The organism is Mucilaginibacter sp. HD30, from assembly GCF_054061755.1.
Window position 1 is genome coordinate 2,215,371 of sequence record NZ_JBSSEO010000001.1, and the last position, 25,872, is coordinate 2,241,242.

A 25,872-nucleotide genomic window follows, 5' to 3' on the forward strand; every position below is an offset into this window, starting at 1 on the left:
AAAATAACTAAATGACAAAACAATGAATATTAATTTAATTAAACACCTGTATATTTGCCTAACACTGTTAGATAAATTACTGCAGTGATATAATGGCAAGCAAGGATAGAAAACAACGCTTAAAAGACGACACCCGGAAGAGTATACTGGATGCGGCTATGCGTATTGGACGAGAAGAGGGATGGCAGGCCTTAAGTATGCGTAAAATTGCGGATATTATAGAATACACACCGCCTGTTATTTACGAATACTTTGCTAACAAAGAGGCTTTAATGCTTGAGCTGACTAAAAAGGGTTACCTTATGTTAGCTAAAGATACTAAGGCAGCAATGGATAGGCATACATTGCCTGAGAAGCAATTGGAAGACATGTGGCTGGCCTACTGGAACTTTGCGTTTGCCGAAAAGGAACTGTATCAGTTAATGTTTGGTATAGAAATAAACTGTTGTATTTGGGACAATGCGATTCCTGAGGCAGAGATACCTGCTAATATGATATGGGACGTAATAGGCAAATTAACCGGTTTGGAAAACCCGCCCGAAGATTTGATCTGTAAACGCTACTATACGTTTTGGTCAGTGGTACACGGGTTAATCTCTATCAACCTGGTAAGACAGGGAGTTCCTGACGGAATTAACGAAGAAGTTTTGAAAGACGCTATAGGCGGGATTATCCGCACTATAAAACCATAGCGCTTTCGCGGCAAGTATCAAATAATATTAATCACTTAATACATACGCTTATGAAATGTACAATCATCTTAACAATTACCTAACGGTGTTAAGTAATCTAACTAAGTAATATAAAATATAATTTAATCTCTCTAATACTACTCTAATCAACTAAATCATGACATCAAATAGTTTTAATTCGCGATTAAGATTTAACGCTGTTAACAAATATTACGCCGTTAATAACTCGGACGAGCCGAGCACAATTTATCTCGACAGCATACGTAAGGCTGTCGGCACCATTCATCCCACAACAAAAACAAACATTATGAAAGTTATTCTTCTCGCTATTGTAGCTATAGCCTTAGCCAGTTGTTCTCCTGCACCTCAAACTGCGGCCGCGCCACCGCAATCACTACCGGTAGCTGCTGTAAGCGCCACAACCAAAACTACTTATCAGGAATACCCTGCCGCAATAGAAGGCGTTGTGAATGTAGAGGTTCGCCCACAGGTAAGTGGTTCGTTAGATAAAGTATTTGTTGATGAAGGTGCATATGTAAATGCCGGCCAGCCACTGTTTAAAATTAACGAACAGCCGTTCCGTGCAGCGCTAAACAATGCTTTAGCGACTCAGCACGCTGCCGAAGGAGCTTTAGCCAACGCACGACTTGAGATCGAAAAATTTACCCCTCTTGTTCAAAACAAGGTGATATCAGATTATCAGTTAAATGCCGCAAAGGCAGCTTATGATATAGCCAAGGCAAATATTGAGCAGGCCAAAGCTAACGTATCTACCGCCCAAATTAACTTAGGTTATACCTTGATCAAAGCACCGGTTAACGGTTACATAGGCAGATTATTAAAAAAACAAGGTAGCCTGGTAAGCCCTACAGATGTGCAGGAACTAACCCAATTATCTGATGTTCACGAAGTACATGCTTACTTTTCGTTAAGTGAAAAAGATTTTGTAGCCTTTAAGGAACAATACCGCGGGAGTACTTTAAAAGAAAAAATAGCACAATTGCCTTTGGTAACACTGCTGCTGTCTGACAATTCTTCTTATGCTAAACAGGGTAAGATAGATATGATAGACGGGCAGTTTGATAAAACAACCGCCGCTATAACTATCCGTGCCAGCTTTGCCAACCCAGAAGGCCTATTACGTGCAGGTAACACCGGCAAAATACGCCTGGGGCTACAACATAAAGATGCGCTTACAGTGCCTGAATCTGCTACCATTGAAATGCAGGACAAAGTGTTTGTATTTGCCCTAGCCGACAGTAATAAAGTTGAAAAACGTCCTATCACTATTATTGGCAAAAGTGGTGATAACTATCTGGTAAAAGATGGCGTGAAAGCAGGCGACAGGATTGTTTTGAGTGGTGTGGATCACTTGCAGGAAGGTGCAGTTATCAATCCTCAACAAAAAGCCGAAAAAGTAGCGGTAAACGTAGCCCACTAACATTAGTTAACGCAGCTCCAAAACGGAGCTAAAAAACGTTTCAACATCGCCTTTTAGGCGCGTAACGGGGAGCGTTTGCTCTAAAAATCACAAAAAAAAATTTAAAGTCATGTTCAAAAAATTCATAGAACGGCCTGTACTATCTACAGTTATCTCCATTTTACTGGTAATTTTAGGTGTACTTGGCCTAACCAGATTGCCCTTACAGCAGTTCCCGGATATTGCCCCACCAGCGGTATTGGTAGCAGCTGTTTATCCCGGCGCCAATGCAGAAACGGTATTACGATCTGTTGCCCCATCGTTGGAAGAATCCATAAACGGTGTTGAAAACATGAGCTACATGAGCTCAATTGCCAGCAACGATGGAACACTTGCCATTACAGTTTACTTCAAACAGGGTACAGACCCCGATCAGGCTGCAGTAAACGTGCAGAACCGGGTAGCGCAGGCTACCAGTCAGTTACCCGCGGAGGTAGTGCAACAAGGCATAACTACTACTAAACAGCAAAACAGCTTAATTGGTGCTGTGGGTATGTTTACAGACAACCCTAAAAAATACGATCAGGCATTTGTTGCTAACTATGCCCAGATCAATATCATCCCTGAATTGAAACGTATACCAGGAGTAGGTTCTGCAAGCATATTTGGTGGTGTTAAAGATTACTCAATGCGCGTATGGCTAAATCCTGCGCAAATGGCTGCTTACAAAGTTACCCCTGCCGAAGTAATGAGCGCAATTCAGGATAAGAACCTGGAAGCAGCACCGGGCAAACTTGGCGAGCGTAGCGACGAGGTTTTTGAGTACGTAATTAAATACAAGGGTAAGCTAAGCAAACCCGAAGAGTATGAGAATATAGCTATCCGCGCTAATTCAGACGGTTCTGTACTGCATTTAAAAGATGTAGCAAGAGTTGAATTAGGCTCCTACTCCTACACCAGCATGACCCATTTGAACGGCAAAGATGGTATAGCCATAGGTGTTATACAACTGGCCGGATCAAATGCTAACGAAATTCAGATCGCGGTTGATAAGCTGATGGAAAAAGCGTCAAAGGATTTCCCTTCAGGTATTCATTTTAATAACTTCTATCGTACTAAAACTGCGCTGGATGAATCCATATCGCAAGTAGAGCACACGCTGATAGAAGCATTTATTCTGGTGTTTTTGGTAGTTTATTTATTCCTTCAGGATTTTAGGTCAACACTTATTCCTGCTATTGCAGTTCCGGTTGCCATATTAGGTACGTTCTTCTTTATGAATGTGTTTGGGTTCTCTATCAACTTGCTTACCCTGTTTGCATTGGTACTGGCAATAGGTATTGTTGTTGACGATGCGATAGTAGTGGTAGAAGCCGTGCATGCCAAAATGGAGAACGAGCATTTAGGACCCAGAGAGGCTACCACAAAAGCTATGCACGAGATTACGGGAGCCATCATATCCATTACATTAGTTATGGCGGCGGTATTTTTACCTGTGGGCTTTATGACGGGATCAACCGGTGTTTTCTACAGGCAATTTGCCTTCACCATGTCTATCGCAATTGTAATATCAGCAGTGAACGCTTTAACACTAAGCCCCGCTTTGGCAGCTTTGTTTTTAAAGAGTAACCACTCTGCTACCGGCGAACCAGCGCATAAAAAAGGCTTTAAAGAAAAATTTTATGCAGGCTTTAACAGCAGTTTCAGCACCATGACCGACAGGTACCTGGGTGGTGTAAAATTCCTGATAAAAAACAAAAAGGTAGCCATTGCCGGATTAGCGCTTGTAATTGGAGTAACCGTTTATTTGGTAAACACTACAAAATCAGGCTTTATACCTACCGAAGATCAAGGCTTTATAGCGATATCTGTTAGTACTCCTTCAGGTGCTTCTTTGCACCGTACAAGCGCAATAGTTAAGCAGGCCGAAGATGCAGCTAATGCTATGCCATCAGCGCGTTATGTTACAGGTATATCCGGCTTTAATTTGTTGACGAATTCAACGAGTCCTTCATCTGCTGTATTTTTTGTATTGCTTAAGCCATATGACGAACGCGGCGAGGTGAAAAACATTGACGAGATCCAAAACCTCCTGCGCGGAAAACTGGCAGAGATAACCGCAGGCAGCTTCTTCGTATTCAGCTTCCCAACTGTACCGGGCTTTAGTAATGTAGAAGCCCTGAATGTTGTGTTGCAGGATAAAACCGGCGGTAAGCTGGATAAATTTAGCGGAGTAGCCAATAACTTTATTGCCAAACTGATGGCTAAACCGGCCATTGCGCAAGCCTTCACTTCTTTCAAGGCTGATTATCCGCAATTGCAATTAGAAGTTGACGATGATAAGGCCAACCAGTTAGGCGTTAGCGTGAAAGACGTTTTACAAACCATGCAAGCCTATTTTGGTAGTGCGCAGGCATCAGATTTTAACCGCTTTGGCAAATATTACCGCGTGGTTGTTCAGGCTGATATTGCCGACCGCACTGATCCCGCATCAATTGACCGTGTGTTTGTAAAAAACAAAACCGGCGAGATGGTGCCCATAAGTACCCTGGTGAAATTAACCCGTGTCTATGGTTCAGAAACTGCATCTCGTTTTAACCTTTTTAACTCTATCGAGATAAATGCTATTCCTAAACCTGGTTTTAGTTCTGGTGATGCCATCGAGGCCATAAAAGAAACCGCTAAGGAAGAATTACCATCCGGGTTTACATTTGAATTTTCGGGTCAAACCCGCGAGGAGATCTCATCACTGGGGCAATCAAGCGTAATTTTTATGCTGTGTTTGATATTCGTATACTTCTTGTTAGCAGCTCAGTACGAAAGCTATGTACTGCCACTGGCCGTTATGCTATCTATCCCAACCGGTATTTTAGGAACCTTTGTGGTACTTGGTTTTACCGGTATTGAAAACAACATCTATGTACAGGTGGCGCTCATCATGCTGATAGGCTTGCTTGCCAAGAACGCCATTTTGATAGTAGAATTTGCTGTGCAGCGCCGTAAGGCAGGCTTATCATTGGTTGATGCGGCCATAGAAGCAGCTAAACTGCGGTTAAGGCCCATTATCATGACGTCGCTTGCATTCATCTTCGGTTTGTTCCCAATGAGTATTGCCACGGGCCCATCTGCGCAAGGTAACCACTCTATTAGTATCGGCGCCGCCGGCGGGATGGTTTCAGGCGTGGTATTAGGTTTATTTATTATTCCCGTCCTGTTTGTCATCTTCCAGGGCTTGCAAGAACGCATAACCGGCAAGCCCAAGCCAATCAAAACAGACGAAGGACCTCATTTAAACGGGCATGCAGTGCATGAGTTAGAACCTGCTTTAAACGCTTAATTGGTCAAATCATAAAATACAAAGACATGAAAAAATACATAACCGGATTAGCCCTTATCTCTTTGATAGTAAGTGCTTGTTCCGTATCAAAAGATATAAAAACTCCCCAACCCGAAACCCCTGTGGCTTTCAGGAATGCGGAGATCAAAACAACCGGCGATAGCAGCAGTATTGCTGATATACAGTGGAAACAGTTTTTTACCGAACCTGTTTTGCAGACACTTATTGACAGCGCCATCAGTAATAACTTCGATATGCAACTGGCTGTAAAAAACCTGGAGCAATCGCAGTTGGTGCTGCGCCAGTCAAAGTGGAACAATATACCGCAACTTGCATTAAATGTTACGGCAAACTCCAACCGCCCGTCCGACAATAGCTTGACAGGTTTGAGTTTAAGCCAGTTTAACATTGGCAAAAATCACATAGAGAACTACCAGGCCGATGTTTCTCTATCATGGGAAGCTGATATATGGGGTAAAATCCGCAATCAAAACAAGTTAGCGCTAGCTGCTTACCTGCAAACTAACGAAGCAAAAAAGCTGATTCAAACCAACATAGTAGCTAATGTTGCCCAAGGCTATTACAACCTGTTGATGCTGGATAAACAGTTGGCCATTGCGAAAAAGAACGTAACGCTGAATGACAGCACATTACGGATAATAAACTTGCAGTACACTGCAGGGCAGGTAACTTCTTTAGGCGTACAGCAAGCACAAGCACAACGCTTAGTTGCCGCGCAATTGGTACCGCAATTTGAACAGGCTATCGCCATGCAGGAAAATGCCTTGCGCATTTTAACGGGCGCTTTACCTGATAAGGTAAACCGCAACGCAGTTTTAGACCAGTTTAATTTACCTGATAACATAGCTACTGGCATCCCATCGGTTGTTATAAGCCGCAGACCCGACGTACGCAGTGCAGAGTTTACATTAAACATTGCCAATGCAAACGTTGGTATAACCAAGGCCGAAATGTACCCTGCATTGCGGATAACCGCCAGCGGTGGCGTAAATTCATTGAGAGCAAGTAACTGGTTCAATGTACCGGCATCGTTATTCGGTATAGTATCTGGCAGTCTTATAGAGCCACTACTCAATAAAAAACAACTGAGCACCAACTATAAGATAGCGCAGGTAGAGCGTGAAAAGGTGGTGCTGCGTTTCCGTCAAACAGTGTTGAATGCAGTAGGCGAAGTTTCGAACTCATTGGTAAGTATTGAACAGTTAAAAGAACAGCAAGCCATAGCATTACAACGTGTTAATACATTGCAACAGGCAACAGGCAATGCCAATTTGTTATTCAGAAACGGCATGGCCAATTATCTGGAAGTTATAACTGCCCAAGGCAATGTTTTACAAAGCGAGCTGGAACTGGCAGCAATTAAGCGCGATGAATTAATTGCAGTTTCTTCACTTTACCGCGCCCTGGGTGGCGGCTGGAAATAAAAATTTCCAGCCATTTGACTGCCAGAAATGCTGTATTTACGAGCATCGAAACGGATCATTTAAAATAAGAACCCCTTAAATCGTTGATTTAAGGGGTTCTTGTTGTGGTTCCACTTAGCGCGCCATTTGCCTTGATAGGCTATCTATATAACGTATTGATTCAACAAAAAGCTCCGCTTAAAAAGCGAGGCTTTAATTGTTGCACCTTTATGTTTGCTTAACCCCATTTTTTACCAAATGGTAAAAAAACCGCCCACAATAAACCCGAAATTTACCCTATGGAAGCGTTCATTAATTATGTACTACAGTTCGGGAATCTGAACAAACAGCAAACGGACTTCATTCTAAACAAAGCAAAAACCCTGGAATTTCAAAAGGAAGCCTATTTTTCTGAGGCGGGGAAGATTCCCAGGTATGTAGGATTTCTTCTGGAAGGCGTAGTTCGTTTCTGTTATTACAATAATAAAGGGCAAGAGATCACGCACTCGTTTGTTGAAGAAAATAATTTTGTTTCGGATCAGCAAAGGTTCGAGGCACAGATAATTTCCTCCGAATATCTTCAGGCAGAGACCGATTGCAAATTTCTGGTCTTTTCTAAAAAGGATTGGGATGAGATCGGCAATACCATCGTCAGCTGGAAAGACATTGAGAACCTTATCTTGAAAAATTGCCTGCTGAAAGCGATTGAACGCAGAAGCCCTTTGGTCTCAGAAGACGCGACAAACCGTTATCTGTTGTTCAATCAACATTTTCCGGGTCTTGTCAATCGTGTACCACTTTCACATGTCGCTTCTTACCTGGGCATCACTCAGCAATCACTTAGCCGGATAAGACGAAATGTCCGTTGATTGTCTTTTTAATGGTCACCCGGCGCTTTTTACCAAATGGTAAAAGTTTACCTGCATCGCTTTACAACATTTGCTCATTATTTAAACAATTAAAGATGAGCAAAAAAAAGATCGTATTAATAACCGGAACCAATAGTGGTTTCGGTTGGCTGACCGCCCACAGCATTGCCGCTTTAGGCCACCAGGTTTACGCCACCATGAGAGATACCAAGGGTAAGAACGCGGAAAAAGCTGAGGCCCTTGCAGCCGTTGAAAATGTGACGGTGCTTGATGTAACACTGACCGACGACGAAAGCGTGAAGCAGGCTGTCGATACCATCATTGCAAAAGAAGGCACCATTGACGTACTGGTCAACAATGCCGGGGTTTCCATGAACGGCGTTGCGGAAAGCTTCACCACCGCTGACGTACAGGCTATATTTGATGTTAACGTTTTCGCGCCCTGGAAATTCATTAAACAGGTATTACCGGCTATGCGCAAGCAGAACGATGGCCTGATCATTAATGTAACCAGTGGCTTTGGCAGGGTTTCTTTTCCCTTTGCGACTATATACGCCGGATCTAAGTTCGGGTTAGAAGGTATAAGCGAAGGATTGCATTACGAAGTTAAAAGGTTAGGGATTGACGTGGCTATCCTGCAGCCCGGTGCCTTTCCTACCGAAATGCAGCAGAAAACCCAGTACGCTTCTGATCAAGCGGTGTTCGAGGGTTATGGAGCGATTGCCGACATGCCGAACAAAATGATGGCCGCTGTAGGCGGGCTGATCCAGACCAAAAACCCCAACCCGCAGGATGTGGCCGATGCGATCATTAAGTTGATCGGTACAGAAAAAGGCAAAAGGCCTTTGAGAACCGTTGTTGACCCGATCACAGGGGAATATATCGAAGCAGCTAACCGGGCTGTTGTTGAACAATTCGGCAAAGGTCTGACCATCTTTGGCATGGGCGAATTATTATCTTAAAGAGTAAGCAGATCTTTAAAATTTCCGGTGAAGCTACAACGGCAGGGTGCAGCCAGACATTTATTGTTGCTGATATTTGCACAGGCGGTCCTGCCGTTTTCCTTTCTACGACTCAAGTAGCGCCATACTTTAAATAATATTTCACGAAATGAAGCATTATGAGTTAACGGAAATCTATCGAGGAAGATGAACACCTGATACTTCCCGCAGCGTCATCAGACCTCTGGAGGCTGCAATTCGAAAGCCCCCACTACATTTAACAGTGGTTTGGTCGACTTAATGCCATGTCAAGCAACGCTGATTACCATTTTTCCAACCATATGAGCTTTAGGAGCTTCGACGAAAGCGGCTTTGAATGAAACGAACGGATAAGCTTTACTGACTACAATAGAAAGACCCTGGTCAATATAAGTTGCCAATGCCTTTAGATATACCGGTGAAGGTTTAAGCATAAGCACATTATATTTTTTTGCTGAAAACAAGCTGATGAAAAATGAACTGATGATCTCTTTTGGTCCGGGAGCCGTATGCACATAGGCTGATGAGGGCTTCATGATCTTTTTTGCCGCGCTATAGGGCATCTGATTAGACAGATCAATAACAACATCGTAAAGCTTTCCCGCTTTCAAAACATCTACTTTGCGGTAGTTGATGACCGCGTCGCTTCCCCAGTCCTTTACTGCTGCTAAGCCGGTATCGCTGGCCACGGCGGTAACTAAGGCTCCCTTCATTTTCGCGATCTGTATGGCAAACATGCCAATTCCGCCCGAAGCGCCGTTGATCAGCACTTCTGTACCTGCCTCAATATTTAATAAAGTATCAAAAAGCTGGAGTGCCGCAGAACCTACTACAGGTGCGGCAGCAGCTTGTTCAAAAGAAATATGTTGAGGTTTAATTGCAATATCTTTTTCTTCGGCCAGGATATATTCCGCCAAAGCCGCACCTTTAAAAACGTCCAACAGGCCAAATACCTCATCGCCTTTCTTGTAATTTTTAACTGAACTACCTGTAACCTCAACAATCCCCGAAAAGTCAATACCGGTCCCTCTTGGGAATTTACTGCCCGACATTAATTTCATTTCCCCGTTCCTGATCTTCCAGTCCAGGGGATTAACAGACACTGCTTTGACCTTGATCAAAAGTGATGTTTCACCGACTACAGGCAGTTCTACATCAGCCATTTCTAATACACCAGCATCGCCGAATTTATTATAAATTATCTTTTTCATTTTTTGAGTTGTTAGGCGTTAATTAAAATAAGACCGGATAATCCGTATAACCTTTAGCGCTTGGGGTGTAAAGTGTGGTAAAGTCGGGAGCATTCAATTCTGAGTCATTGATGATACGCTGTTCCAGATCAGGATTGGCCAGGAAGCCCCGTCCGAAAGCGATCAGGTCGGCATCCCCTTTTTCCAGTTCAGCCCCAGCTTTCTCGGCAGTAAAGTTATTACAATAGATCAGCGTACCTTCAAACTCTGTACGGATAGCGTTTAAGGTTGTAACCGGCAGCTGCGGGCTCAAACTGATGTGGATATAGGCCAGGCCAATGCGGTTAAACTCCCTGCTTAAATGTATATAAGTTTCCTCTGTGGCATCGGTATCATAAGCCTGCAGATCGCCGAGGGTAGAGTTAGGCGATATTCTTACACCCACCTTTTCTTTACCAATCGCATCAGCTAACTGCTGTGCAACGTCTATGGCAAACCTCGCTCGGTTTTCTATATTTCCTCCATATATATCTTTACGATCATTAACGTTCGGGTTAAGGAATTGCTCGATCAGGTAGCCATTGGCAGCATGTAATTCCACACCATCAAAACCCGCTGCTATCGCATTTTTTGCGGCGGTGACATATTCGCCGATCACTTTTTTTACGCCTTGGGTTGATAAAGCTATCGGAACGGGATAATCCTGCATACCAGCAGCATCGGTATGCATTTGCCCGGCCGCTGCAATGGCGGATACGCCAACTACCTGAACACCCGCTGGCAGGTTAGCCTCGTGTCCAATACGGCCAGTATGCATCAGTTGCAGGAATATTTTGGTATTGTTCTGGTGTACGGCTGCAGTCGTTAATTTCCAGCCTTCAATTTGTTCATTGGAAAATATGCCGGGAATACGGGCATAACCCAGGCCTTCCGGTGCAGGGGCCGTTCCTTCCGTGATGATCAACCCAGCGCCGCGGCGCTGGCTGTAATATTCGGCAATCAGCGCGTTAGGTAAGTTGTCAATTGCACGACTGCGGGTCATCGGCGCCATCACTAAGTGATTCTTTAAATGAAGGGCCTGGCTTTTATAAGGCATTAATAACTTTTTCATATCGTTTGTTTTTTGATATGTCAAAGGTCAGCAGGATATGAAAGTTAAAATAGCGGCGCGGGCCCGAAAAATAGTCCTATCCGACAAGCGTGTATTTTTTTGGAGTGGCCCCAAAGTGTTTTTCGAAAAGCCTGGAGAAATGACTGAGGTTGGAAAACCCGAGCCGGTAGCCTGCCTCAGAAACGGAGTAGCCCGCATGTTTCAATAGAAACCCTGCTTGCTGCATCCTTTCATTCTGGTAAAAGTTATAAATCGTATCACCAAAGGTCTGCTTAAACAGCTGCTTCATTTTCGTTTCGCTCATACCAGCCATAACAGCGAGTTCGCTCAAATGAGGAGGCTGACCCAGATCGGCCAGCACAGCGGTCCGGATCAGGTATAATTTATCGATGTCAGACTTGTTCACCGGGCTTTGTTTGTCACTGTCCCGGTCAAGCAGCTTACTAAACAACAGGTAGACCATTTCGTGGGCCTTGATGCTGTAAAACAGATCACTCAATTTATTTAGTTCATTGATCTCGGAAACAAGCTTTAAAACCCTCGCTACTTCGGGATGCATTTTTTCGTGATAAAAGAACAGGCTATCGCTGTGCAAAATTGTTTCCAAAGGGCCATTTGCCTGGTTTACCCGCAGGATTTCGGAAAGTAGCTGTCTTTTAATTCCGATCACGCCAAAATAGACCTCAACATTAGCAGGAAAAATGGTTTCAGTAGAGATAGCGGTGGATGCAACCTGGATGGACGAACCGTTCTTCTTTAGAAAATCAACTGCGGTTTCCCGGTCGATGGCAGATCCTGCGGGCAATTCATTGCTATTGAGCACAATGGAGATCAAATCACTGACTTCGGCTGGCGCATTGCGTTTCAAATGAAATTCTTCCTTTAACGTATAATGGTGCAGAACGAATTTAAAGCCCGGTGCTACATCAACCATCTTGATATGGCCTTCGCCCATATGCGGCGGGATCTTCAATTCATTGTTGAAGACGGGAATGTTAAAGTACTCGCCAAAGCTTTGAACGAAATTAAAACCAGGCTGCACTGTAAATTCAAAAGTCATCTTTAAAAATATGGATTTAATTCCAATTCCGCCGCCGCACGTCGAAACAACAAAGAGCAGGAAAAATTCTACCAGATGCTTGTATATGCAAGTCTTTAATTAGCCTTGGATATATTGTAAAGGCTTGGTGATTTATAAGCGTCAACTCTTTAAACAACATTTTATACTTTATGATTTTAAAATATCAATCACTGCCTTCAGTAACTATAAATATTAAATTTGTTATATGAATGAACTGCCCAAAATTTATTTATACAGGCGAGTAGTGAATGCCAAGATATTTATAGATCAAAATTATTCGCAGCATCTTGACTTGAATTTGATTTCGTCAGAAGCGTCTTTCTCCAAATTCCATTTTGTCCGAATTTTTAAAAACGTTTACGGAAAGACACCGCATCAATACTTAACGGGAGTTAGAATTGATCAGGCTAAATGTCTGTTAAAAATCAATTATAAAGTGTCAGAAACATGCTTTGCAGTTGGATTTGAAAGCGTAAGTACATTTACTACATTATTTAAAGAGGTGGTGGGTCAAACACCGGCTAGTTATCAGCTTGCCCAATTAGAACGTCAAAGCCAAATAGCGCAGACACCATTAAAATTTATTCCGAATTGTTTTGCTGAAAAGAATGGTTGGTCGGAAAAAAATAGCAATTTTCAATAAGGGTTAAATATGATGTTAGTTCATATTTGCAAATATAAAATATAAAAATGATAACGAAATTAAACCATGTTAGCGTATTTGTTCTCGATCAGGATAATGCCTACGACTTTTATGTAAATAAATTGGGCTTTAAAGTGCATACAGATGCCCCTATGGGACCAGGTATGCGTTGGCTGACCGTTTGTCCCCCTGAACAGCCAGATCTGGAGATCAGCTTGATGGCTGTTACGGAAGGCATGATGTTTAAAAAGGACTCGGCAATTCAGATGCGCGAATTAGTCAGTAGCGGAACTTTTGGCTTTGGCGTTTTTGAATGTAAAGACCTTATTGCCACTTACGAAGAACTTAAGGCTAAGGGTGTGGTGTTTACTAAGGCACCTACCAAAGAATTCTATGGCTTTGAAGCATTGTTCATTGATGACTCCGGCAATTGGTTTTCACTAGGACAGACTGAAACAAAATGATTCGCAAAATTTTTTCGGTTTTCACAGCTTATCTAGTGTTTGCCTTAAGCTCGGTACTGTGGTTTACATTGACCTCCCATCATCCACACGAGCCGGCGTCCATCACTTTTAAATTGATTACCATTGGATGGGGGCTGTTTTTTCGGTGCTGGCTGGGTACGTCGTGCAGTGGATCGGAAAGCCCCGAAGCTATATGCTGAACTTTTTTTTGGCAATTGCAATATTCTTACTGGCAGCCACATCAATGTTATTATCTACAGGTAGCCATTGGACGCAACTGTTTGCCATGTTTATTTTTGCTCCGGCAACTTTCGTCCGTTACCATTTTACTCATAATAAGAGCAAACATTAAATCAATACCTGAAAAACTACGCTTGCTTAACAGGCCTGTGATCATTGACCTACCAAAAAACATAAAAGAGGACTTTGAGTACATCAGCCACACAGATAAATTTAATGATGTAGAAAAGAGCAAAACACCATGGTTTTCATTCCAAACCTTAAAGAATATAGCAATTTTTTGTCATCGGACTCATTTTATCTTGAACCTGACATTGTTGTCGTTTGCCTGCCCTAAAGGCACATCCCGGTATCAAACTGATTTCAACAGGGATATGATAAGAGAAACTGCCTAACAGTTCGGAATAACCACCGTCACCACAATATCAATTAATGAGACCTGGAGCGCACTTCAGTTCCGAAAGCCAGCCACCAGTTGATTTTCAGCCAATCTATTTCCTGGACATTAAACTTGTTGGTCTGATAACATTTTACCTTAAGTGAACAACAAGTTTTGTTGCAGTATGGCGTATAACCGACGTTTTATTTAGCCATGACCGGCGATAAAAAAGCACTAAGGCAATGCATACCCGTTACAAAAATCCCAGATCAGAAACCCTGCAGTCGCAGTTTTGCTATATCCAGCCCCGGAATTTCGTTCGCCATGTTGCTAAGTTAACAAAATCGAACCTTCAACTTGGTTACCTATACAGGCGCAGTGAGGCTATAAGTGATTTATTTGAACCCCTTTGCCTACACCTTAGCTGTCGTAAACAGATTCGACAACGATAATTATTATTTTTTACGACGATCTTTTACGAAATAAATGTCTCCGTCAATTACTGCCATAATAGGATCGTAACCGGGACGACAGAAGAAAGAATGCACCTCGGTTGCGCCATTTGCAAATGTTAATGTGAGTACGCCCTTGCTGATCTTATAAGTGCCGCCCCCGCTGCTTTTATGACTATTACCACCGCCCACATTTGAGCCGGATACTACCACGGCAGTTTGGCTGTTGGTGCTAAAATTGCCTTGTCCATCAAAATAGAATGCTTTATTTGAAAAACTACCCACCGCCGTGCCACTGGCCCCGCCACCTGAGCCCCCGGCTGAACTAAATTCATAATTTCCGTTAGGTATATTGTTATCCGTAGGTTGTCTTACAAGGTTAAAGCTGCCGGCATTCATATTTCCATCATTGTCCAGCGTGTAAGTAATAGCCCTATTGTCGCCTGGGGTGCGCAGTGAAACCGTACGGCCGCTTAGTGTATACCGGCCCGATACACGTTGTTGCCAGCCGGACTTCCGCATATCGTCATTATAGGTGCCGTCGGGCCGGAATAATATCACTACATCATTACGGCTCATTCCCCCCATTGCAGAAGGCATGATCTCTACTCCCGCATATACCCCGTTTAGGCTGGTCTTCGACTGACCGCGCACAATGAATGCTTGAAATAATACAAGCAGGGTTGCGTATCTTAAAAAGGTTTTCATGATAATACAGATCTGTTAATTAAGATAACAATTTGGTAAACTGGTTGTTTAATCAGATTTGAATAAATAGATAATGAAACTCATATTATTCCAAACTGTCCTATTTAGCAGCCTTTGCTTCTATGGAGTCGCGGCAATGGCTCAGCAGCCTAAAGCGTATGAAACCGTTAAATATACAGCTAAGCTTAAAAATGGCGTGTTTCACTTAGCTTACACGGATGGATATATCGGTGCCAGCAACATCAGATTGGTTAGCAACCGGCAAAAAACACAGCTTTTTACTGCACAAAACGGTACACCGGAAGCTAACGGCAACTTTGTTTTGAGCTTAAGTTCAGTCGCAGATAAGCGGGAGATCATATTAACCGGTATAAACGAAGAAACAGAAGCACCAAATACCATCCGCGCAAGTTACGGGGAAAAAGGTCGGGTGCTTGCGCTGTTGTTTTACAAAAACAAACGTTAAACCATTTTCTGCTCAAATGAAAGACGGGGAAACATCGAAGAGCTATTGTTTGCCGCCTTGGCGCTCCATAACAATTGGTGTCATTCTGATAATTGTCGGGCTTGCTTTTACCTTTATGGGTGTTGATATTAAAAATTCATTTTGGAATAATATCCAATGGGTGCTGCTCAGTTTTGAAGGTGTAGTAGAATTTTTGGGGTCGCTATTAATGCTTGCGTTTAAGTTGGGATTTTTGTTAGGAGGCTACTTCTTTATTAAATATGCAGATGGCGTGGAACGCGCCAGACTGGATGATGACGGGTTTTATTACCGGGAAATACCAAAAGGCAGTGGCGCAGGTAAAATGGCAATGGATGCCGGTCCGCTTACTTTTGTGCAATACAAATGCATTCGGGATATTACGCTCAAAAAAACGTTTTGGGCGGGCTGGCAGCTTTATCTTACTTTGGACTCCGGGATACTGCCATTAACGGCCTTAGGCGTATTAAAACAAGCTGAAAAACAAGAGATTTTGGAATGGGTTAAGCAATGTATAAAACGTTAGCTTATTACTAATTTGTGTTTGGCGACTATGGTACTGAGATCGTATCAACCACCTCCTTCTTAAGTTTATCTTTATCGTAAACGATCTTTTGTAACGACATTTTTCGGGGATCATCTTTTAGCCGTTCAAAGGTAATACTCGCTAATAACTCATCACCGTAATCATATAACCGCCTGGTGTCATTATCTCTTGCTGACTCATATAAATGATCGCGGTAATCAACAAACAGCTTCTTTTCATAAAATAATAAAGTTAGTGTTTGAATATGAGTTAGTTTGCTTGGCGGATAGCTCGCTATGGAGAAATCATGCAAATTGGCAAGGATCTGATCAGCGTTCAAACCACCGTAATTGGTCACTTGATAATATTGCATCACATCAGTGTTATTAAAAAAATTTGTATCTAAGCCTTTACCGGTGATGTATTCCTTGTTGAATTCTTCGCTTATTGGCTCAATAACCATTTCCTTTTGCCGATTGCAGCTGCTATATAAAAATAACAGCAAGATAGCCAGGCTGATATAAGTTAATCTTTTTTGCATATCATGTAAGTATTTGGATTAACAACTGGACTCCTGCCTTCTTTGATAACTTCCTCTAAAGAAATGGTTTCTTGCATAGTATTTGTGGTTGACATTTATCAGCCGTTATCGAAAACAATATAAGCACCAAGATCGTTAGCCTCCAGATAACAAAGCGTTTCATAAGCTGCAGAAAATACTTCTAAAATGAATTTAACTGGTAACACACGTTTAAAGATATTGTTGGCTATAATGAGCCTTGTTTTTACTGCCGGCTGTGGAAACGTTGCTACACAACAGCAGGCTAGCACAGACACCACCCAAGCTCTACTCGCCGAAAGTCCACCTGCGGAAGCACCTAAAAGCCCTCCGGATGCAGGCGATTGTAAGGCAACTGAAACGCTGATATACTCGGACGCAGGCACCAGCAGTTATACTGAAGACAAAATACGCGGTGTGGGCGTAATATCGTTTCAATTTGAGGTGAATGACCGTCTGGATATTTACAACGAAGATGGGTCTCAATTTGGCTTCCTGGTTTATAATGAGGGCTATAGCTTTTACATGCTGGACATGCCTGCCAAAATAATTGCGAGGGCGGTAGTGCCGGTAGACGATTTCATGCAATTTGACTTTGATGCCGAGGCCATTGGTACGGATAAGGATTACCTTATTATTTATGTAAATAAGGAAAAACGAAAAGTAAAAAAGGCCAGTTTGAGGTGCACTTTTAGTAAATGGGATGACTATTTGAAAAATAACAAAATAAGGCTTAAAGGCTGCAATAGATTACCTGCCGCAGGTAGTAATAATGATTTGATATACGAAGTATTACAACTAAAGGGTGATCAGATCAAGATCAAATCAGTAAAAAACTGCTCAGGTGAAGACGAGGGTTTTAAACAAGTTGAGGGATGGATAAAGTGGAAAAACGCTGACTTACTTACCGTGGATCTGGCATCTTGTAATTAATACCGCAACCAGCCAAGCGCTCTTACTCGTACTTTTCACTACACAAGGTCAGGTTCGGCCTTCTCCTGCTCCGGCATTTTCGCAAAGTTATCTTAGCGACCCTACCTCACATATTTATGCTAATGTATTTGTAAATATATAATCCTATTTTTAGGCTTAGTCATTTCTTATATGCTTGGCAACATTGGCTCCAAACTGCTTATTGCTCTATTAGTACTATCTCACTACTGCGCTTCTGCACATATTTATGCGGTTGGTTTGAATGAAGATACTTTATTAGATAATGCGCATAGCCGTTTAGATAACGCCCTTAAAGTCAAAAACTGGGTTGGTGCAGGGCGCGCCGGTTACGCGGTTTCAAGCATTAATTTCGACAGCTTCAACGCTGATGAATCTATTAAATATAGTTTGCTGGGGATAACCTATTCCAAGCGAGGTAATGATGTGCTTTTTGAAGCTAAAAATTATTATGGACTAGGCTCAGGCTTTTACCTGAAATTTAGTTACAGCCAGGCCATGGAGAATTTGCTGACTGCGCTGAAACTAAGCGAAAAGCTGAACGACGCCATACTGGTCATGCAGATCAATAACAAAATAGGAATGATCTATAAATACCTGGAAGATTACGATAAAGCCATGACCTATCTTCTACCAGCTTATCAGCAGGCCTTACGTTTAAAAAAAGGACCATTGGCAGATCTGTTGGTCAATATCGGTAATATTAAAGAGTCGCAGGGCTTGTATAATGAAAGCATCAGTTACTATCAAAAATATTTGGAGCTAAAGCCAAATGACAGCTTTACACAAGTAATTGCTAACAACAATATCGGCAAGGTTTATCTCAGTATGAACAAACCCGATGTTGCCATCGGATATTTCAACAAGGCCTATTCCGCAGAAGATACTGTTGCAAATATGAGAGGACGAGCGTATAGTTATAACAATCTTGCCCGGACAGCGGAAGCCAAAGGAGAATACCACAAGGCGATAACATACGAATTGAAAAGTTTACAACAGGCCCAATTATATAATATCAAAAGTTTGGTATGGACTTGTTACGAGGTGTTGGCTAACTGCTACCAGGAAATCGAAAACCATCAATTGGCCAACTTGTATCTAAAAAAACACCTCGGCCTGAAAGACAGTATTTTTGCCAGGCAACGGGTTGACCGGGTAAGTGTATTAGATGCAGCTTACCGCTTTGAGACTGAAACGGAGAAAAAACAGCAAGAAATAGCCAGTCTTACAGATCGCAACCGCATTAGCAGCTTGGGACTGGCAAATATGAATAAAGAACGATTACTTGCTTTGTTAAAATTGAACAATTTGCGACAGCAGGAATCGTTGAACCATTTAAAGCTGGATAATTATCAGAAAGCAAATTTGGTTACTTCCATGCAGCTGCAAAGCTTAAACCAAAAAAACCAGGTGAATAACTTACAGTTATCTGTACAGAACAGGAACATGTTGCTGTTAGTAGCAGGTTGCGCTATATTGTTGGTTGTACTGTTTATATTTTACAGGCGTTACCGACTTAAAAAACTGTCAGAGGTAGAAGATATCCGATCGAACATTGCGGCAGATTTTCATGATGAGTTAGGATCCACATTGAGCAGTATCGCATTATATAGTGAAATGGCTTTGCGGGACGACCTGGCTGACGCACAGCGAACAAAAGGTATACTTTCTATAATTGGGGAATCCTCGCGTGGTACTGTTTCGGCCATGCAGGATATGATCTGGGCGATACAACCTGAAAATGATAACATGAGCGAGGTAATTAACCGGATGCGTGAATTTGCCTTCCCGCTTGCAGAAGTTAAAAATGTCAACGTAAAACTTAACATAGCCGAGGATGTAAAGACGATAGAGCTACCGATGGATATACGCAAAAACGTTTACCTTATTTATAAAGAATCGCTTAACAATGCTTTTAAGTATTCATCTGCTCAAAACATCAATGTTAACCTTACAAAAAATGGTGGGATACTTCTTTTAAGTGTCGTTGACGATGGACAAGGTTTTGACGTGGCTACCGCGAGACAAGGGAATGGGTTGCGAAATATCCGCAAGCGGGCAGATCAGGCTGGCGGGAAACTAAGTATTGTATCGCGCGGCGGTGATGGAACACAAATTTTCTTTGATTGCCCAATTACTAAATCTTAACTACCGCATGTTTATGCGACTGAGCTAAGCATTGCCATTTACTATATTTACAGCTGGTTAGAAATAAATTTATGCTTAGTCCTATACGCGTTGCGATTGTTGAAGACAATGTACTCTTTAGAGGCGGGCTTAAGTATTTGCTTAACTTTTCGACCGATTTTGAATGCGTAGGAGAATACGGATCAGGCACGGATGGTATAAAAGCAATTACTGCTGATGTACCGGATGTGGTGTTGATGGATATTGACCTGCCGGGTATGAACGGCCTGGATTGCACCCGCCAATTAAAGGAGAACACTAAAACCCGCAACACGCAGGTTATAATGCTTACTGTTTTAGAAGATGAGTATAAGGTACTTACCGCCATTATAGCAGGGGCTTCAGGATATTTACTTAAAAATTCGTCGCCAGAGAATATTATGGATGCCATTCGTCAGGTAAGTAGCGGCGGTTCACCAATGTCGCCGGCTATTGCCCGGAAGGTATTTGGCCTGATGAAGTTACACTACGCTAATCCCAAAGAAGAAATAGAACTTAACAAACGAGAATTGGAGGTTCTGGAAGGTCTGGTTGCCGGGCTGACTTACAAGATGATCGGTGAGAAGCATTTTATTGCGGTTGATACCGTAAGGACCTATATCCGCAGTATATACGAAAAACTGCAAGTACACTCTCGCTCAGAAGCTGTAGTTAAAGCAATAAAATACCGGCTTTTATAATATCTTCATTTTGTTAATTGTCTGAAATCAGCTTGTAAAATAGACATATTTATGCGATTGTATGAGGTGAAGTGTTTGTTCAATTTTGCTGTGACACTTTAAAACAAACCTCAAAGAACGCTCATGAAAAACATCATCCCAAAATCTCTCGCCGCGCTAAGCTTGTTGTTATTTATATCGGTAATTCCATCGTGTAAAAAAGATAAGGACACGGACGGTAATACACCAACAAACTTTAAGAACTTGTTAAGCGGTTCGTCTACTAAAGCCTGGTCGCTCAACCGTGCCACTTACAATAACGTAGAAGAATGTATCAGTACCTGCTCAAAAAATAACGATAAAATAGTTTTAAACAGCAATGGCACTTACAGCACCTCGACTTACACCTGCGATGATCGCGCTTGCGCTATTAACAACGGTACTATTTCTCAAACAGGAAATTCCGGCACCTGGTCGGTATCTACCGACGGGAAAACACTATCTATAGATGGAGTTCCTGTTAACTTGGTGACACTGAGTAATACAGAAATGGTCATTGAATTTGGCGGAGCAAAATCATACTATATCAAAAGTGACGATGCAACCTTACTTAACCGCGTGCAGCAAATAGCAGGAACCACAGCTGCAGGTAAAACCTGGAAATACGCCAAACGTACGGTTGACGGCGTTGAACAAACTTTAACAAGCGGCTTGCTGGCCACTCGTTTTACCAATATGCCCAATGGTGCTCTTGTAACAAGTTACATTGATGGTAGTGCGGTTACCACCAACGGCAACTGGGCCTTTAATGCAGACCAAAGTAATTATACATCTACCCGCCCTGCATCCGGCACTGCACCTGCCTTAAATATAACGTTTATTATACTCGAACTAAACGACAAGAGCTTTATCACCAGGTACATGGATGGTGGGGGACATATGGTCGAATTGTACCAGGTACCAGCGACTAATTAATACAGGTCGATCCGCCAGTTTCAAGTGAGCATACACCTCACCTTGCAAGTTAAGTCGCACTATAGCAAACACATGCTGCGCCTGGCGCACCCAAATGGCTAAAAACAAATGGCAGTATGTTTATGCGTACTGCCATTTGTCTGATAAAGCTACTCTGCAACAACTATATTGGCCGGCCCGTTTTAAGAGTACTGCGGGCGGCCATGATCAAACAAACCACAATACATGAAGATGCTTTGAGATTCCCGAACAAAGGTTCCATACGGCAATATCTTAAAATGCCCTCAGCCACCTTACTTATATTTTTGCAGGCAAATATCAATAGTTGGTTATGGAAAAATTTGTTATCGAAAGAAATCTGCCCGACGCCGGCCTGCTAACACCTGAAGACTCTGTTGGATAAAACCCTACTTGCTCGCTTTTAGTCGCCGGATTGGTGTTTTTTCGAGTCATTTTGAGTGTTTTTTAGTCTATATTAGCACTCATAACTAATTGTAAAACAGTTCATTAACTCTTAAATTTGCCTCGAAATTAAAAACAAATTTCAGGTAGCCGGATTGGGGTTCCAAAGGGTGTATTCGTAAGGATTGAAAAGGATTGGAATAAAATAAAAACCCTCTAAATCAATGATTTAGAGGGTCAAGCGACGTCTTTCATTCGCTTTCCGTGCGCCCACCTGGGCTCGAACCAGGGACCAAAAGATTATGAGTCTTCTACTCTAACCAACTGAGCTATAGGCGCAGTGAAATCTGTTAAATTTCAGGCTGCAATTTTACGACTTTACCTTTACATTACAAAGCGTATTTATTTAAATTTTCCTTTTTTAATGCTGCGTCGCTGAGATTCACTTAATTAAATTATTATATTTTTGCTGCCGATTATTGCCGCTCAACTGGCAGCTCGCGTTTGTTATGAATAATATAAATAACATCATTTTTGATTACGGTAACGTGATCTATCATATAGATTTTAACAAGGTAGCCGAAGCCTGGAAACAATTAGGCATCACCAACGCTCACGAATTCTACGGGCACCGCCAGCAGGACGATGTTTTTAACGCTTTAGAACGCGGACAGATAACGCCAGAAGGTTTCCGTAACCGGATACGCGAACTCACAAAGAAACCGGAGCTTACCGACGAGCAGATAGATGGCGCATGGAACGCAATATTTGTGGGTATTCCTGAAGGAAATCATGAGCTTTTGGCACAATTAAAGCATAAATACCGCACTTTCTTGCTGAGTAACATTAATGCCATTCATTTTGACTTTGTACATGAATACTTAAAGTCGGAGTTTGGGATGGACAACAACGATGATTTGTTTGAGAAAGTTTATTACTCGCACCTGATGGGTAAACGCAAACCTGATGCTGAAATATTTGAGCAGGTTTTGCAGGAAAACAACCTCAATCCGGCAGAAACTTTGTTTATTGATGATAGTCCGCAGCATTTAGAAACTGCTAAAAGGTTAGGTTTTCAAACCTATTTAATTACCGCTCCCGACAATATTCAACAGTTTTTTAAGGTAAACGGATTGCTGTGAGTGTGCAGGTGTAGCTGTGTACAGCAAGTAATCCAATTGTGAAATTTTGCTAAAGTATTCATTTACAACGTTTTAAATCTATATACTTATCAAAAATTGACTTTTTAGGCCATTATAATATTAGTTGCATACACCTTAAGCCTGCTTTTTTTAAAGAAACCTTTTTTTTGTGCCTTCTCCTTTAGCGGCATGTCTATATGCTGTTGACCAATTAAAAGACTTATATTGCATAATAAAACCTCATCATTATGAAAAGTTCTCTAATCGTTTCAGCCATTAGTTGTATGTTGCTTGCACCATCTTGTAAGTCAACAACCACAAATAATATTTTTGCGACGCTTGATCCATCATCAGCACAATACAAAAAAGAGCTGATAAAACATTTTTTGGATAATGGTACCGTAAATCTTGCGTTCAACTTTGAGGGTTTAGCCAACATTGCAGGCAAAGATTACATGAAAGTTGACATTAGCGGCAGCGGAATACACGCGCAAAGCCTTATTTTGATCAATAGCTGGAATAAGTTAGAAGACATTAAACGTACCAAAGGCATGGGCTATCATGGCGCGGGATTAAAAGATCTGAAATTGGATATTGATAACACAAACGGAGAATCAACCTTTGTTTACCGTGACCTCGCCAAAATAATTGATTGATAGTTTTTTAAAGTTAAAACGCCTACTTCAGCACGTCATCGGTAACCTTAGTAATATCAACGCTTATTTTGTTGATGAATTCCAATTGTTCCTTTAAAAGCGTTTCATTAACTGTAGCCGGCTTTTCCTCTAAAGGCAAAGGGTTTTTATCTTCATAAAATTCAATCTTGTTACCGCCGAGTTTTTTAATAGACTCATTCAGCAACGCAAGGCTTTTTCTTACCAGTTTTACCGCACTTGGTCGGGCCTTATAATCGGGTTTGTTTGTCACCTCCCCTGCTACCGTAGCTATGTACGAGCTTAAAATATGATTTAGCACCACAAACTTATGCACATCCTTAATATTACGCTGCTTGCTTTTAGGCTCGGATGTCATCCGTTCAAACGCTGCCGATAAGTTGGCAGATTTTATGTAAACATCCTTACGCGCCAACTTATATTCGGTAAGCGTTATGGGCTTACCTGTCATACTCTCCGTAGCTCTTACCAAATAACAGGTATTTGCGGTTATGGCATCAGCCAGCGTCTTCTTTATTTGTTCAAACTCCCAGGTAGGGAATGCAAGATAACTTGCCAATATGGCTATAGCCAGAGCCTATGGCTGTATCCATTATACGCTCTTCCAGAATATCAAACCCGCCGATGCCTAAAAACTTAAAAAGGATAAGCACATAAGGCGTCATGCAGATAACGCTTACCACATAATAAAGCCGCATAAAACTGTAAGTGCCTATCATCAGGGCAACCATTAACGCAAACTGCACATTGCTGTTGGGTATAAACATCAAAATAAGTATACCTATAACACCGCCCCCAATAGTACCCAACAAGCGCTGATAATTGCGTTGCTTAGACAGGCTGAAGCCTGGTTTCATAATAACGATGATAGTAAGCAAGATCCAATAGCTATGGTGACCCAGCGGCAGTAATCGCGCAGCAACAAAACCTATAAAACACACCAAAGAAACCCTTAAGGCATGTTTAAAGGCGCCTGATGCAAAGTTAAGATTATCAAAAAAAATGCGCCAGTCGTAGTCCTGGTGGCTTACAAATTTTGAATGGTCAGATGCGGGGCGACTTTTGTGTTCTATCAGGATCTTAGATGAGTTAGAGTTATAATAGGTCCAGATATTTTCAATCTCCTTGTTCAGGTCCCGCAGGTTGATTAGCACCTTTTTTAGCACAAGCGTACTGGTTTCTTTCTCATTGCCAATGGCATCAATTTTTTGTTTGAGCAGATCAAGCTGCGGTAAAAAGTTGCGCAGGTGTTTATGGCGATTGTTGCTTAATACCATGTAGCCTATATTCTGCAGTTCATCGGCCATTTCCTGTATCAGCTGTGAAATGTGCGGAAGCACGCCTGTATGCTGGAACTTTTCGCGAATGGCCTGGTAATCATAATGCGTAGCCATAATATGGTCAAACATATCTACCAGGTCAACAAAGGTTAATACCAGTATCCGGCTTGCATTGGTAGACTCGCGCACCATAACGCGGCTTTTAAACAGCAGCTCGCGCACAAGGTCCTGGTGTTCGCTAACTTTTATTTGTTGGGATATTACCTTACGATAATTATCTTCAATGTCGGTTTCGTGCAGGTAAAAATCAGCCTTTAAACGTAAAAACCTTACTATATCGGCTATATTCTCACCTAATGCCTGTTGGGCGGCCCGGTAAGGCCTTATCCCGAAAAACAATAGGCTAAACGCCATATACCATAAACCGCCCGCCAATATATTGCCGCTGTATTTCAGCACATCGCTGCGCTCAATATCCCTGTCTATCATAAAGATCATGATAAGCAGCGCGGCAGTACCTACAGAGGCTGAGCGGTTGCCGTAAACCGTAAACATGGAAAACAGGAAAGTAAAAACAGTAACCTCAAGCGCCAATGTGTATACATTAAAACGCGCAAAGCCGGTGGTAAGCGCCACAATAAACATACACAGGTTGCCAATGGCCATAGCATTACGCTTGTGCAATATAGGCCCGGGGCTATCGGTTACGCAGATACAAACAGCGCCCAATGATAGCGCTATGCCTTGCTCAAACCTGTCAAACTGCAACAGGGTAAGTGCGGGTATAAGTATGCCTAAAGACATGCGCAGCCCATCAGAAAAATATTGACTGAAGAAAAAACTTTTTACCTCTTTATCGGTGGTTAGCATCGGGTAAATTTCGGTAAAAAACCCTGATATCCAAATTTGCAATAATTACATATATGTCATATTTTATTACGTATATTAATATTTTTTACTTATTATTTTTAATAACTCTTCAATTTAATCTAATTTGGCTTAAATTCACATCAATTTGGTGAGGCGATGGTTTCATCTTTTTT

At 42.0% G+C, this 25,872-nt stretch carries 23 protein-coding genes and 1 tRNA gene; 16 read left to right on the plus strand and 8 right to left on the minus strand.

The window, feature by feature from the left end; genetic code table 11:
* Nucleotides 1-92 precede the first annotated feature (92 nt).
* From ACVW2L_RS10645 to ACVW2L_RS10670, 6 genes are all read left to right on the plus strand, one after another.
* Nucleotides 93-692 (plus strand): TetR/AcrR family transcriptional regulator, encoded by a 600-nt coding sequence (locus ACVW2L_RS10645; RefSeq protein ID WP_457127945.1) that lies wholly within the window; start codon nt 93-95, stop codon nt 690-692.
* 157 nt (nt 693-849) lie between these two features.
* Entirely contained in the window at nt 850-2,133 is a 1,284-nt protein-coding gene (locus tag ACVW2L_RS10650; RefSeq protein WP_457127946.1) for an efflux RND transporter periplasmic adaptor subunit, read from the plus strand.
* A 109-nt stretch (nt 2,134-2,242) separates the two neighbouring features.
* Nucleotides 2,243-5,449: an efflux RND transporter permease subunit gene (locus ACVW2L_RS10655; protein WP_457127947.1), complete on the plus strand. Its 3,207-nt coding sequence runs from the start codon at nt 2,243-2,245 to the stop codon at nt 5,447-5,449.
* Nucleotides 5,450-5,475: 26 nt separating this feature from the next.
* Nucleotides 5,476-6,894 (plus strand): TolC family protein, encoded by a 1,419-nt coding sequence (locus tag ACVW2L_RS10660; RefSeq protein ID WP_457127948.1) that lies wholly within the window; start codon nt 5,476-5,478, stop codon nt 6,892-6,894.
* 278 nt (nt 6,895-7,172) lie between these two features.
* Nucleotides 7,173-7,742 carry a Crp/Fnr family transcriptional regulator gene (locus tag ACVW2L_RS10665; RefSeq protein WP_457127949.1) on the plus strand — a complete coding sequence of 190 codons (570 nt, stop codon included), beginning with the start codon at nt 7,173-7,175 and terminating at the stop codon, nt 7,740-7,742.
* 95 nt (nt 7,743-7,837) lie between these two features.
* Nucleotides 7,838-8,704, plus strand: coding sequence for an SDR family oxidoreductase (locus ACVW2L_RS10670; RefSeq protein WP_457127950.1), 867 nt, complete (start codon nt 7,838-7,840; stop codon nt 8,702-8,704).
* Nucleotides 8,705-8,991: 287 nt separating this feature from the next.
* Here ACVW2L_RS10670 and ACVW2L_RS10675 read toward each other — a convergent pair whose 3' ends face one another.
* The 3 genes from ACVW2L_RS10675 to ACVW2L_RS10685 form a co-directional block, all read right to left on the minus strand.
* Nucleotides 8,992-9,933 (minus strand): NAD(P)-dependent alcohol dehydrogenase, encoded by a 942-nt coding sequence (locus ACVW2L_RS10675; RefSeq protein WP_457127951.1) that lies wholly within the window; start codon nt 9,931-9,933, stop codon nt 8,992-8,994.
* 22 nt (nt 9,934-9,955) lie between these two features.
* The gene (locus ACVW2L_RS10680) at nt 9,956-11,023 is read right to left on the minus strand and encodes an alkene reductase (RefSeq protein ID WP_457127952.1); all 1,068 of its coding nucleotides are present in this window, start codon (nt 11,021-11,023) and stop codon (nt 9,956-9,958) included.
* Nucleotides 11,024-11,099: 76 nt separating this feature from the next.
* The gene (locus ACVW2L_RS10685) at nt 11,100-12,083 is read right to left on the minus strand and encodes a helix-turn-helix transcriptional regulator (protein WP_457127953.1); all 984 of its coding nucleotides are present in this window, start codon (nt 12,081-12,083) and stop codon (nt 11,100-11,102) included.
* Between the two features lie 226 nt (nt 12,084-12,309).
* Here ACVW2L_RS10685 and ACVW2L_RS10690 point away from each other — a divergent pair, with 226 nt between their 5' ends.
* Together ACVW2L_RS10690 and ACVW2L_RS10695 are read left to right on the plus strand one after the other, a co-directional pair.
* Nucleotides 12,310-12,747, plus strand: coding sequence for a helix-turn-helix transcriptional regulator (locus tag ACVW2L_RS10690; RefSeq protein WP_457127954.1), 438 nt, complete (start codon nt 12,310-12,312; stop codon nt 12,745-12,747).
* A 47-nt stretch (nt 12,748-12,794) separates the two neighbouring features.
* Complete coding sequence (locus ACVW2L_RS10695) at nt 12,795-13,211, plus strand: VOC family protein (RefSeq protein WP_457127955.1); 417 nt, start codon at nt 12,795-12,797, stop codon at nt 13,209-13,211.
* 1,074 nt (nt 13,212-14,285) lie between these two features.
* Here ACVW2L_RS10695 and ACVW2L_RS10700 read toward each other — a convergent pair.
* The gene (locus ACVW2L_RS10700) at nt 14,286-14,990 is read right to left on the minus strand and encodes a hypothetical protein (protein WP_457127956.1); all 705 of its coding nucleotides are present in this window, start codon (nt 14,988-14,990) and stop codon (nt 14,286-14,288) included.
* Nucleotides 14,991-15,063: 73 nt separating this feature from the next.
* On the opposite strand from ACVW2L_RS10700, the gene ACVW2L_RS10705 reads away from it, so the two are divergent.
* Together ACVW2L_RS10705 and ACVW2L_RS10710 are read left to right on the plus strand one after the other, a co-directional pair.
* Nucleotides 15,064-15,456: a hypothetical protein gene (locus tag ACVW2L_RS10705; protein WP_457127957.1), complete on the plus strand. Its 393-nt coding sequence runs from the start codon at nt 15,064-15,066 to the stop codon at nt 15,454-15,456.
* A 16-nt stretch (nt 15,457-15,472) separates the two neighbouring features.
* Nucleotides 15,473-16,000, plus strand: coding sequence for a hypothetical protein (locus tag ACVW2L_RS10710; protein ID WP_457127958.1), 528 nt, complete (start codon nt 15,473-15,475; stop codon nt 15,998-16,000).
* Nucleotides 16,001-16,025: 25 nt separating this feature from the next.
* Here ACVW2L_RS10710 and ACVW2L_RS10715 read toward each other — a convergent pair whose 3' ends face one another.
* Entirely contained in the window at nt 16,026-16,541 is a 516-nt protein-coding gene (locus tag ACVW2L_RS10715; RefSeq protein ID WP_457127959.1) for a hypothetical protein, read from the minus strand.
* Between the two features lie 186 nt (nt 16,542-16,727).
* Between ACVW2L_RS10715 and ACVW2L_RS10720 the strand changes: the two genes are divergently transcribed.
* The 4 genes from ACVW2L_RS10720 (at nt 16,728) to ACVW2L_RS10735 (ending at nt 21,331) form a co-directional block, all read left to right on the plus strand.
* Nucleotides 16,728-17,492: a hypothetical protein gene (locus ACVW2L_RS10720; RefSeq protein WP_457127960.1), complete on the plus strand. Its 765-nt coding sequence runs from the start codon at nt 16,728-16,730 to the stop codon at nt 17,490-17,492.
* 171 nt (nt 17,493-17,663) lie between these two features.
* Nucleotides 17,664-19,658: a tetratricopeptide repeat-containing sensor histidine kinase gene (locus ACVW2L_RS10725; RefSeq protein WP_457127961.1), complete on the plus strand. Its 1,995-nt coding sequence runs from the start codon at nt 17,664-17,666 to the stop codon at nt 19,656-19,658.
* Between the two features lie 71 nt (nt 19,659-19,729).
* Nucleotides 19,730-20,377, plus strand: coding sequence for a response regulator (locus tag ACVW2L_RS10730; protein ID WP_457127962.1), 648 nt, complete (start codon nt 19,730-19,732; stop codon nt 20,375-20,377).
* A gap of 123 nt (nt 20,378-20,500) precedes the next feature.
* Complete coding sequence (locus tag ACVW2L_RS10735; RefSeq protein ID WP_457127963.1) at nt 20,501-21,331, plus strand: lipocalin family protein; 831 nt, start codon at nt 20,501-20,503, stop codon at nt 21,329-21,331.
* A gap of 667 nt (nt 21,332-21,998) precedes the next feature.
* Here ACVW2L_RS10735 and ACVW2L_RS10740 read toward each other — a convergent pair.
* A tRNA-Ile gene (locus tag ACVW2L_RS10740) sits at nt 21,999-22,072 on the minus strand.
* Between the two features lie 170 nt (nt 22,073-22,242).
* Here ACVW2L_RS10740 and ACVW2L_RS10745 point away from each other — a divergent pair.
* A complete protein-coding gene (locus ACVW2L_RS10745; RefSeq protein ID WP_457127964.1) occupies nt 22,243-22,875 on the plus strand; it encodes an HAD family hydrolase in 633 nt (210 codons plus the stop codon).
* A gap of 248 nt (nt 22,876-23,123) precedes the next feature.
* Nucleotides 23,124-23,531 (plus strand): hypothetical protein, encoded by a 408-nt coding sequence (locus ACVW2L_RS10750; RefSeq protein WP_457127965.1) that lies wholly within the window; start codon nt 23,124-23,126, stop codon nt 23,529-23,531.
* A gap of 22 nt (nt 23,532-23,553) precedes the next feature.
* Here the strand turns inward: ACVW2L_RS10750 and ACVW2L_RS10755 are convergent, their stop codons facing one another.
* Both ACVW2L_RS10755 and ACVW2L_RS10760 read right to left on the minus strand, forming a co-directional pair.
* Complete coding sequence (locus tag ACVW2L_RS10755) at nt 23,554-24,108, minus strand: FUSC family protein (RefSeq protein ID WP_457127966.1); 555 nt, start codon at nt 24,106-24,108, stop codon at nt 23,554-23,556.
* Nucleotides 24,071-25,699 carry an FUSC family membrane protein gene (locus ACVW2L_RS10760; protein WP_457127967.1) on the minus strand — a complete coding sequence of 543 codons (1,629 nt, stop codon included), beginning with the start codon at nt 25,697-25,699 and terminating at the stop codon, nt 24,071-24,073. The genes ACVW2L_RS10755 and ACVW2L_RS10760 overlap by 38 nt, the downstream gene beginning before the upstream one ends.
* Nucleotides 25,700-25,872 lie beyond the last annotated feature (173 nt).